Consider the following 778-nt stretch of genomic DNA (forward strand, 5'->3'; position numbering starts at 1 on the left):
AAGGTAAGCGTCTAGCGAACCACACCTACTTTTTAACATTCCATGGTAACAAGCTATCGATATCGGGTTCTGGTTTGCACAGTTCATCAAGGCAAGCATTGACGTAATCAAATGGGATCAGACCATTTACCTTGGCGGTTTCTACAATACTGTAAAGTGTCGCACTAGCATGGGCACCATTGGTCGTTTGGCTAAATAACCAATTCTTTCGTCCTATCACAAACGGTTTTACTGCACGCTCTGCCCGATTGTTATCAATACTTAATCGACCATCATCTAGGTAGCGTATCAGCTTGTGCCATTGATTGGTTAGATAGTTAGCAGCTTCTATTAGCTTGCTGTTACCGACTAAATGTCGCTGATTCTCTTCAAGCCAGGTGTTTAGCTTATTAATAATAGGTAAACTATCAGCTTGCCTTGCTGTATATTTTTCATCGATGCTTTTATCTTTAATACGAGATTCAACGCCATACAGTTTTTGGATGAGACTCAATACGACATCAGCTTTACCTGCTTTATGTTTACCTTGTAGCTTTTTCGCTTCAATGAACTTGCGCCTAGCATGCGCCCAACAACCTACGAGGGTAGCCTGCGTTTTACCATAAGCTTGATAGCCATCAACATGCAAGTAGCCTTGATAACCATTAAGGTAATCGACCACGCAGGTGGCTGCGCGACTATTGTGGAAGTCGTAAAGTACGATATTAGGGACAGGATGATTCGGGACTGGTGAGTCTTGCCCTGAGCAATAGACCCACATGTAACTATTCACTTTATC

General features: G+C 42.5%; 1 protein-coding gene. It reads right to left on the minus strand.

Annotated elements, in window-relative coordinates; all coding sequences use genetic code 11:
* Positions 1-25: 25 nt before the first annotated feature.
* Positions 26-778 (minus strand): IS66 family transposase (tnpC, locus tag H5084_RS19245; RefSeq protein WP_182692235.1); only part of this gene is annotated, 753 nt, incomplete at its 5' end.

Origin of the sequence: Psychromonas sp. SR45-3 (assembly GCF_014163575.1) — a bacterium.
Lineage (GTDB): Bacteria > Pseudomonadota > Gammaproteobacteria > Enterobacterales > Psychromonadaceae > Psychromonas > Psychromonas arctica.